The sequence below is a fragment of the Nocardia sp. NPDC004568 genome, assembly GCF_040609955.1.
Classification (GTDB): Bacteria; Actinomycetota; Actinomycetes; order Mycobacteriales; family Mycobacteriaceae; genus Nocardia.
Window position 1 is genome coordinate 205,294 of sequence record NZ_JBEXLL010000002.1, and the last position, 10,301, is coordinate 215,594.

At 72.2% G+C, this 10,301-nt stretch carries 5 protein-coding genes; 2 read left to right on the forward strand and 3 right to left on the reverse strand.

Features of this window, described 5'->3' with window-relative positions; all coding sequences use genetic code 11:
• Positions 1-39: 39 nt before the first annotated feature.
• The 3 genes from recD to recC are packed head-to-tail and all read right to left on the reverse strand — an operon-like array spanning position 40 to position 8,787.
• The gene (gene recD / locus ABZV91_RS01910; RefSeq protein ID WP_355233945.1) at positions 40-1,968 is read right to left on the reverse strand and encodes an exodeoxyribonuclease V subunit alpha; all 1,929 of its coding nucleotides are present in this window, start codon (positions 1,966-1,968) and stop codon (positions 40-42) included.
• The gene (locus tag ABZV91_RS01915; protein WP_355233947.1) at positions 1,965-5,324 is read right to left on the reverse strand and encodes a UvrD-helicase domain-containing protein; all 3,360 of its coding nucleotides are present in this window, start codon (positions 5,322-5,324) and stop codon (positions 1,965-1,967) included. Before ABZV91_RS01915 ends, recD begins: the two co-directional genes overlap by 4 nt.
• Positions 5,325-5,358: 34 nt before the next feature.
• Complete coding sequence (recC, locus tag ABZV91_RS01920; protein ID WP_355233949.1) at positions 5,359-8,787, reverse strand: exodeoxyribonuclease V subunit gamma; 3,429 nt, start codon at positions 8,785-8,787, stop codon at positions 5,359-5,361.
• 322 nt (positions 8,788-9,109) lie between these two features.
• On the opposite strand from recC, the gene ABZV91_RS01925 reads away from it, so the two are divergent.
• Together ABZV91_RS01925 and ABZV91_RS01930 are read left to right on the forward strand one after the other, a co-directional pair.
• Positions 9,110-9,322: a hypothetical protein gene (locus ABZV91_RS01925; protein ID WP_355233951.1), complete on the forward strand. Its 213-nt coding sequence runs from the start codon at positions 9,110-9,112 to the stop codon at positions 9,320-9,322.
• 53 nt (positions 9,323-9,375) lie between these two features.
• Entirely contained in the window at positions 9,376-10,254 is an 879-nt protein-coding gene (locus ABZV91_RS01930; protein ID WP_355233953.1) for a serine hydrolase, read from the forward strand.
• The last annotated feature ends 47 nt before the right edge of the window (positions 10,255-10,301 follow it).

Below are 10,301 nucleotides of genomic sequence, written 5' to 3' on the forward strand. Positions count from 1 at the left end.
CGCCGACCGATCGACCGGGTCGCCGACGCGGCCGGCGAGTCAGAGTCGCGGGCCGGACTCCACGCTCGCGTCGTCCAGGCTGAGGCCGCTGGCGCGCAGGACGTGCCGATCGATCGCCGCCCGGATGGCCTCTTCGGTACCCAGGATGCGTACGTGCCGGCGGGCACGGGTGATCGCGGTATAGAGCAGTTCGCGGGTGAGCAGACTCGAACCCGGTTCCGGGAGCACGATCGTCACCGCGTCGTACTGACTGCCCTGGCTGCGATGAATGGTCATGGCGAAAACCGTGACGACGGCCGGGAACTGGGTGGGATGCACCAGGAACGGCTGGTCACCGCGCTGCAACGCCACCCGCAGTGACCCGTCCGGCCGGCACACCACCACCCCGGTGTCCCCGTTGTAGATCCGGGCCTCGTGATCGTTGGCGGTCACCAGCAGAGGCTGCCCCGGATACCAGGCGCCGTAGTGGTTCTCGGGCCCGGACCCCGCGGCCGCGGCCCATTCGGCGGCGGAACGGTCCCAGTGTTCGACCCCGTACGGACCGCGACGGTGGGCGCACAGCAGCCGATGCGATTCGAAGGCCGCGAGCGCGGCCGCCGCGTCACCGGCGCGGGCGGCGGCGGTGACCCGCTGCGCCGTGGTGACGGTATCGGCGCGAACAGCGGCGAGATCGTCCGGGCCGGCCAGCTCGAGCATCTCGCCGCCGGCCCGCAGCAGCTCGAGCGCGGACTCGGTATCGCCGGCCCGGACGGCGACGGCGAGATCGGCGATCCGGCCGCCGAAGCGTCGGCCCCGGGTCAACCGGACGATGCCACCGCGCAACCGGTTCCGTTCCGTGTCGGTGAGTGCCTCGTCATCGGCCGGGTCGGCGCCGGCGGTTCCGGACTCCTGGGCCGCCGCGAGTTCGCCACCGAGCACCTCCTCGAATGTCGGGTCGGCGGTCCCGGGAAACGGGGCGGCCACCATATCGGCCAGTACCGCGCCCGCGTCCACCGAGGCGAGTTGATCCGGATCGCCCGCCAACACGAGCCGGGTATCGGGGCGCAGCGCCGCGAGCAGCCTGCTCATCATGGTCAGCGAGACCATGGACGTCTCATCGACGACCACCACGTCGTAGGGCAGCCGGTTGTGTTCGTGATAGCGGAATCGGGTGGTGCGGCCGCGTTGCCAGCCGAGCAGCCGGTGCAGGGTCGCGGCGGACAGCTCCGGCAGGCCGAGGGCGGGCGCCTGGTCCCGGACGGCCTCCTGCAACCGGGCAGCCGCCTTCCCCGTGGGCGCGGCCAGCGCGATCCGCGGCGGTGCGGCACTCGCGTGTTGGGCGACGAGCAACGCGAGGATACGGGCGATCGTGTGCGTCTTGCCTGTACCGGGCCCCCCGGCGACGACCGTGGTCCAATGGGTGGCGGCGAGCGCGGCGGCGACGCGCTGCCGGTCCACGATTCCGTCGGGCGGGCCGAACAACCGATCCAGTTCGCGTCGCACCACCGCCGGATCGGTCCGCGGATGGTCGGCGGCGCGGGCGGTGAGCACCCGGCGGATGATCTGCTCCTGCTGGTAGTACCGATCCAGATAGAGCAGCGGGCCCGTACCCGCCCGGGACGGCTCGGTGATCCGCAGCGGGCGCAACGGCCCGGCGGGACCGCCCAGCACCAGCGGGCTCTCCCGCAATGCCTCGACGACTCGTGCCTCGTCGGGCCACGGCAGGTCCGCGGGTGCGACCAGCAGCTCCGCCCGTTCCTCCTCGGCGTCCACACCGATATCCCGCATCCGGGTGAGGTCCAGGCACACCGACCCCGACCGCACGGCGCGCACTGCCAGCGCGGCGGCGAACAGGACCAGTTCCCGGTCCTCCCCACCGAATCTGCCCAGTCGTTCGGCCACGTGCACATCGGCCGCCGAGAGCACCCCCGCCTCGTTGAACTCGCGCAGGAGCCCGGTCCCCCGCTGCGCCACCCGGATGGGGATCACCGCGCACCTCCGGCGAGTAGATCCGACAGGGCGACGATCAACTCCGGTGGCGGCGTCCAGTCGAACACTCCGGCGCCCGCGGGTGTCGCGGGCCCGATCATGCCGCGTACGAAGAGGTAGCGGATACCGCCGAGGTGGACGGCGGGATCGTAACCGGGCAGCCGCCAGCGCAGATAGCGGTGCAGCGCGACCGAGTACAGCAGCGCCTGCAGTGGATAGTGGGAGCGGACCATCTCCGCGGCCATCCGTTCGCGGGTGTAATGGGCGACGGTGAGGTCGCCGGTACCCAGCCGGTTCGTCTTGTAGTCCACGATGACGTACCGCTGGTCCGGTGTGCGCAGCACCGCATCGATACTGCCGGTGAGGTATCCGCGCAGCGGAATGTCGTCGAGGGTGTCGAGTGCGTCCGCGTAGGCGTGGAATTCGTCGTCGGCGGGCAGTTGCGCGCGCACGGTGGCGGCGATGCGGGACAGCGTGGCGGACGCGCCGGCCGGGATGTCACCGCCGGCGAGGGGTAGTTCGAATTCGAGTTCGCACAACCGGTCCCGGCCCGAGACGTCGGCGAGGGTGCCGAAACCGATCGGGGTGCGCAGGACCGCCACCAAGGCCGTGGTCAGCAGTTCCGGGTCGGCGGTGGAGAGCATCTCACCGATCGCTTCGGCGCACCGCGCCCGTACCTCGGCGACCAGGTCCGGCGCCCCGGTGTCGACATGCTCCAGAACACCGTGCACCAGGGTGCCGAATTCGGCGCCGTAGGGCAGTTCGTTCATCAACGACGGTGCGCCGGGTCCGGGTTCGGCCAGCGGTGCCGGAGTCTCGGGTTCGTCACCGGGGTCCGGGGCCTCCGCCGGCCCGGACTCCGGGACCGGCGGATGAGCGGCCGCGGTGAGCGCCGAATACGAGGTACGCCGCCAGTGCTCGTCGATCTCACGATCGAAGGCGGCGACGGCCACCGCGGCGGACAGCGCATCGGCCGGCGGGCGGTAGGCCGGGGGGTCCGCGGCGGGATCGGCGGCGGTCACCGAGATCGACTCACCCGCGCCGGCCGCCCGGGCCCGGAGCAGCTCGATCACCGCGGCGTCCTCGGCGACCGCGGCCCGCGCGCTCGGTCGCGCCGTCCCGGGCGCCCGGCCGAACAGCAACCGGTGCAGCGGTGCGGTGGCGGTGCCGAACGAGGGCGCCCACCAGGCGACCACCTGGCAGCACGCCCGGGTCAGCGCCACGTAGCACAGGCGCAGCTCCTCTCCCGCGGATTCGCTGTCGGCGCGTTCCTTGCGCGCCGCGTACCCCGGGGCGTCCGGTCCCCCGATATCCAGCACCCGCGCGTCGTCCTCGTGCATCAGCAACGTGGCGGGTTTGGGGTCGGCGGAACTGTCCCAGGCGAACGGGAGATAGACGACCGGGAATTCGAGCCCCTTACTGGCATGGACGGTCGCGACCTGCACGGCCGCGATATCCCGGTCGAGCCGGCGGCTGCGGCCCGGCACCGACCCCGACGCGGGATCGCGGACCCGGTCGGCCAGCCATCGGGTGAGCGCGGTGAGACCGAGGCCCTCGGTCACCGAGATCTCGTCGAGCAACTGGGCGAGATGCCGGATATCGGTGAGCCTGCGCTCGCCGTGTGCAACCGCGAGCAACCGCGGCGCCAACCGGGTCCCGGTGGCGAGTTCGTCGAACACGGCGGCGAAACCGGCGCGGGCGAACACCCGGGCCGCGTCGCGCAGTTCGGCACTGACCCGGCCCACGAGATCCGCTCCCCCGGTGTCGAGCTCGGCGGCGGTGTACCCGAACAACGGGGTGAGCGCGGCCAGCCGGACCCGGTCGGCGCGATGCGGCTGCTCCAGCGCGCGCAACACCCACAGCCAATCGGTGGCGCTACGGGTCGCAAAAATACTGCTGCCGCCGGTCAGGACCACCGGGACACCGGCGCGCTCGAGCGCGGCCCGCACCACCTCGAGCTGGGTGTGGGTACGGACCAGCACCGCGATATCCCCGGGGCCGACCACTCGTTCCCGGAGATCGGCGGTCGCGGCATCCGCACCGGCCGGCCGCGCCCGGGTCCCCGGCGAATCCGTCATGGTCGTCCCGGATTCGAGAAGGGCGACGATATCGGCCGCCACGTCGGCCGCCACCCGGGCCCGCTGCCGGTGGATGTTCGGGAACCCGGAGGCGCCCCGGGGGCCCGCGCCGGTCCGCGGCAGGCAGCGTAGTCGCAGCGGGGTGATCAGCTCGGCGGGACCACGCAACCGGCTCCACGGCTGGGTGGGTGTGACGGCGGGCACCACGATCTCGTCGTGGCCCAGAGCCGCTCCGCCCAGCAGATGTTCGAGCGCGGCGAGCAGCCCCGCGTCGCTGCGCCGGTTGGTGGTGAGCTCACGGCGTGCGGTGGCATGCCCGACCGCGTCCAGGTAACTCAGCACCTCGGCGCCCCGGAACGCGTAGATCGCCTGTTTCGGGTCGCCCACCAGCACCAGCGGGTGGTGACCGTGGAAGGCCCGGCGCAGGATCTCCCACTGCAGCGGGTCGGTGTCCTGGAATTCGTCGACGAGGACCACCTGGTAGCGGTCCCGGATACGCCGGCACGCGGCCGGGCCCCGCGCCGGGTCGGCGAGGATATCGCGCAGCAGCACCAGCAGATCGTCGAAGTCCCGCAATCCCGCCAGCCTTTTGCGGCGTTCGGTTTCGGCGCGGACCGCGGCCGCGAAGGCGACCCGCTGCGCCGAGGCCTCATCGGTATCGGGCGCGAGCCGGGCCTGCCGGTCGCGTACCGCCGCGAGCGCGAACCGCTGCGCCTGTTTCACCGAGAACGGCGCCGCGGTCCGGGCGAAGCGGCTCAGATACAGATCGTCGACGACGGTGCGGATGAGGTCGTCGGCCTCCTCCACCAGGCGCGCGCCGGGCTCGAGATCACCGGCCAGGCCGAGTTCGGCCAGCATGCGCTGGCAGAAGCTGTGGGTGGTGGCGATGACCCCCGCGTCGAAATCCGAAAGTGCGGCACGCAACCGGGTCCGGCGCGCTCGCACCTGCTCGGGTTCCGCGTCGGCCAGATGGCGGATCAATTCGTCGGAGGCGGTCCGGGCCGTGTCGGGATCGGCCAGCGCGGCGGCCACGGCGACGAACCGGTCGCGGGTGCGTTCGCGGAGTTCCTGGGTCGCCGCGCGGCTGAAGGTGACCAGGAGCAATCGCGAGATGTCCACCCCGGCCTCGGCGACATAGCGAACGGCGAGCCCGACGATGGCGTAGGTCTTGCCGGTGCCGGCACTCGCCTCGAGGACGGTGGTGCCCTGCGGCAGCGGGCCGCAGAGTTCGAACGCGTTGCCCGGCTCGGCCGGTGGGGCGGGCGCTGTCGTGGTCACCACTGCTCCGTTCCACGGCGGCACGCGACGGCGGTCACGGTGCCCCCTGCTGTTCGGCACGCAGCAGCGGCACCCACAGCCGGCGGGCGATCGACCCGAAGCGGGTGTTCTCGACCGGTTCCCCGGCCGGCGCGGGGGCGGCGGTGAGGTCGCGGAGGTCGGGTGCCGGACCCCAGACATACCGCAGGTTCCGGTCGGTGTGCTCGGCGAAATCCCGGGTCCTGTCCCCGCCGCCGAACTCGCGGTCGGCGGCGGCGATCGCCTCCTCCGGGGGCAGCCGCCGGTACCGGGCCTCGGCGTAGGCCGCGGTGGTGGCCGTGGAGATGGGCAGCGGTTCGGTGAGACCGGCATCGCGTAGTGCGACCAGGGTGCGCAGCATCGTCGTCGCCTCGGCCGCGCCGGGCGCGGTGAGTTCGGCGCGCCAGGCCGGCGTCGGGTAACGGCCCCGGCCGGTGACCGCCGCCCGCCACGACCGTTCGTCGGTGACCGACAGCGCCAGGAGCGACACCCAGGCCGCGAGCCGATGTTTGGGTGCCACCCGCGAATACGTGGTGCGCACCAGCAGGTCTCCGCGTACCTCGGCGACCGTGCCGGTGAGGCGACGCCCGTCGCCGAGATCGAACGAGATATCGATATCGCGTGGGGGTCTGGTGTAGTCGGCACCGGCTGCCCGCACCAGGGTTTCGACGGTGCGTTCCACGTCGTTCAGTACGGCCCGGCCGAGTTCGGCGGGTGGCAGGATCCCGCGCCGCCATTCCGCGGCCCGCAGTTCGGCCGGGTCGGCGCCGGCCAGCCGCGCGGCGAGCATCCGCTCACCCAGCGCCCAGGTCTCGAGTCCGCCGAACTCGATGGGCAGCCGGTCGGCGATATCGTCGTCCTGGTCGGGGACCCGCACACCGAGTCGCTGCCACAGGAAACCCCGCACGGGATGCTCCAGGAAAGAGATCAGCTCCGCCAGCCCGATCTCGGTGGTCTCGGCACCGGGCAGGGTGCGGGTGAGCAGTTCCGGCGGCGCCGTGGGTGGCGCGCCCATGGCCCGGGCGCCCGCGAAGGCGACGGTATCGAAACCGAACGGCCGCCCGGCGGCGAAATTGCGTGGATCGTGCGCCTGCAGTGGATGGCGGGTGAGCACCTCGGCCATCCCCGCGGCACCGACATGGGCACGCAGCACATCGAGGAGTTCGGCGATGGGCACGGCGGGCGGCCGGTAGGCGCCGGTGACGGGGTCGGCGCCGGAGTGCACGACCACCAGGGTGTCGCGGGCGGCGGTGATCGCGTCCAGTAGCAGCTGCCGGTCCTCGGAGCGCGGATCGCGTTCACCCAGTAGCGGCTCGCGGGCCGTCACCTCGTCACCGTCGATACCGGCACCGCGCGGGAAGATCTCGTCGTCCACGCCGAGCAGCACCACCACCCGGTGCGGCACCGAACGCATCGGGGACAGGCCGCACACCGTGAGCTCGCCGGTGCGGAAGTTGGCCCGGGACGGGGCGGACGCCAGGCGCTCCTGCAGCAGGCCGGTGAGATCGGCCAGCCGCAGCTCGACATCACCGGCGTGGGCGGTGGCAGCCGTCAGCTCCCGGCGCGCCTCGGTGCGGACCCAGGCCTGTGACTCCGGCACATCGGTCAGCAGATCCAGGGCCCGGTCCAGCACCGCGGACCACTGATCCGCGGGGCCGGGTCCCTGGAGATCCCGCAGCACCGAGGCGAGCCGGTCGACGTATTCGGCGAACCGGCCGGCCAGGTCGATATCGTTGCTGTCCACATCGTCGAGCGGCAGCACCCGGTCCAGCCAGCCCCCGGAGGTCTCGTCGGCGGTGACCCCGAGCAGGATCCGGTCCACCGCCGCGTTCACCGTGTTCTGCTCGAAATCACCGAGCCCGAACGCCTGCCGCTGCCGCCGGCCGAGGCCCCACCGGGCGCCGGCCTCGACCGCCCACTCCCGCAACCGCTCGATATCGTCGTCGTCGAAACCGCAGGCGCGGCGGACCGGTTCATCGGCCGCCAGGTCCAGCACCTCGGTGACGGTGACCCGGCTGCGGGCCAGTTCCAGCAGCGTCACCACCACGCCGAGCAGCGGGTTGGTGACGGCCCGGCCGCGATCGGCGAGCCGCACCCGCAACCGGTGGCCCGGATGCCCGGATTCGGCACGGTGTTCCGCGCTCTGGCCCGGGTGCCCGAACGCGGCGCGCAGCAGCGGAGCGAAGGTCTCGACCTCCGGGCACATGATCAGCACATCGCGGGGTTCCAGCGTCGGGTCGGCGACGAAGAGGCCGAGCAGGCACTCCCGGAGTACTTCCACCTGCCGGACCGGACCGTGGCAGGCGTGCACCTGCACGCTGCCGTCCGCACCTCGATCCCCCGGGGCGGGCGGCCAGTGGTCGTCGCGGAGATGCCGCTGGACCCGGGCCAGCAGGGTCGCCGGCGGATCGTCGCGGCCGGGAGCGTCGTCCGGGGGCACTGCCGGCGCCCCGGCCCGCGGCCCGGCGCCCACCCGGGCCGGATACCGCACGTCGGTGGCGGCCGGGGGCAGGCGCAACTGGAGTTCGCGGAGGTCGCGGCTCAGGCCCGCCAGCAGCGGGTGCCGTACCCGGGTGGCCGAATCGTCGCGGGCCCGGCGCGGTTCCGGGTCGAGCCCGGCCAGCGCCTCCCACATGGCCGGGCTGGGATGGGGCAACCAGAGATGCAGATCGCGATGCTCGGCCACGGCGGTGAGCACCGCCAGGTGCGCGGCGGGCAGCCGGGTCGCGCCGAAGACGGACAAGCGCGGGGGTAGGTCCACCGCTCCCGGCTCCTCCCGTAACCGCGCGCAGGTGGTGTGCAGCCGCTCGGCCGGGTCGGGGGCGCCGACCGCTTCGCGCAGCCGCCGCCACAAGGCCGGTTGCCAGTTCAGATCGTCGGGCAGCGGCCGGCCGGTGCCGTCGGTGTCGTCGCCGCGCGACCACTCGGTGATCAGAGCCGGGCGCTGCACCGTGTAGCTCTCGAACAGCGCGGCCAGCCGGGCGGCGGTCGCGTACCGGCGGCCGCGCCGGTGTTCGGGGCCGGCGGGGGGCACGGTCTCGGCTCCGGCGGATACCGGATCTTCGGCGTCCGATCCGAGATGGCGGGCGAGCACGGCACACCACGGTTCGCGCACCGAATCGTCGATCACGCGCAGCAGCGTCCATACCACCCGATCGGGCGACCACGGGTCCTCGGCCGGGACGAAACCGCTGATCGCGCCGGATATCTCCTCGACCAGTGCGGCCGGAGCGGGGAACCGGATATTGGCCGCGACACCGTCACCGGCGGACGCCGAAGCGCCCAGCACCCCCGAGAGTTGCTGCGTCAGCCAACGTTCCACGCCCTTGGCGGGGACCGCCACCACCTCGGCGTCGAACGGATCGGGCAGCGGTTCGGCGAGCATGCCGGCCAGGGCGGTGACCAGCGCGTCCGCGCGTTCGGCACGGTGGATGCGCAACGACATCTCCGCCCTTTCGCTCGGTCCGATCACCATCCTTCGTCACGTCCGCACTGCTCGGGCGGGCGTATCGTCCACCCGTTTATACGCCCGCCCTCCGACACCGTCGCCAAGGCCCCACGACGTAGCGGACAACCCCGGGACAGGAGATCATCCCCGAATGTCCCTAGCGCCAATGGCTTTTACCGGATATCGACACCCAGCGCACAGTGATTTAGCGCACATGAGTCACCGACACGCGGTCGTATGGCCGCGATCTCGCGGACGCGCTGTGTCACAGTGCAACCCCGGGAGGAACGGTTACCGCACGAAAGGCTGGTTCGCGTCGATGAAAGCGCTGGTTGTGCCCTTGATACCGAAGGACGGATTCACTGTCCGCCGGTCCGGTGACCGGTGGGAGCTCGTCAACACCCGGCACTACGGACGCACCGTCGTCCTGCACTCGTGGCCGCGCGAGGCGCATACCGAAGCATTCGAGCACTGCTATCGCCTCAACGGCCGTACCGCCGCGGCACTGAAGGCCACCGCGCGGGTCCATTAGCGGTCCGGGGGAAAACGTGCGCGCGGAGCGCCGATATGACAAGGTGTTTCCTCGTGCGTTACCCCCTGCTCACCGGTGCGGCTCCCCGCGTGGCCGCACCCGCCACTGTCCTGGCCGCCGCCGCGATCCTGTTCGCCGGTGTGCCCGCCGGCCTGCCCGCAGCCGACGCCGTACCGCACGCCCATACCCAGGGTTGCGCGCACGGCTTCGACTGCGATCTGGCCGCCCGCATCGAATCCGTGAACGCGTATCTGGACTCCCGCCCCGGCGTGACCGGCTACGTCGTCCGTGACCGCCAGACCGGCGCGGTATACGCCAGCCCGCACGCGGAGGACATGGTGTTCACCGCGTCCACCATCAAGCTGGCCATCGCCTCGGATCTGCTCAACCGTGCCCGGGTCGGGGCCATCGCCCTGCCGCCGGAGGATCGTCAGCTCATGGAGCAGATGATGGCGACCTCCAACGACCAGGCCACCGACATCCTGTGGAACAAGTACTCCGGTCTCGACGGCCAGGCGTTCAACAACGCGTTCCGCGCGAACGGAATGACCAGCCTGCGGCCCGAGCCGTCGCCCAACGGGCGCCCGAACTGGGGTTTCCAGAAGACCACCGCGGCCGATCTGGACCGGCTCATGTCCAATGTGCTGGACCGGATGCACCCCGACGATCGCGGCTACCTGCTGGATCTGATGCGCCGGGTCGATTCCAACCAGCACTGGGGCGTGTGGGGAGCCGGCTCGGCCATGCGGCCGGGCCTGAAGAACGGCTGGTCGGATGAGCAGGGCGGCTGGGTGGTGAACTCGGTCGGCTTCGCCGGACCGGGTGAGCGCTACACGCTCGCGATCATGACCGCGATGAACGGTGAGGGCGGCTACCAGGAGGGCGCCGAAACCGATACGACGATCGCCGAGAAACTGCTGGCCGGGCGCTGACCCCGCCAGGAACGAAACGGCTCCGGCCCCCGGTTCGTACCGGGGGC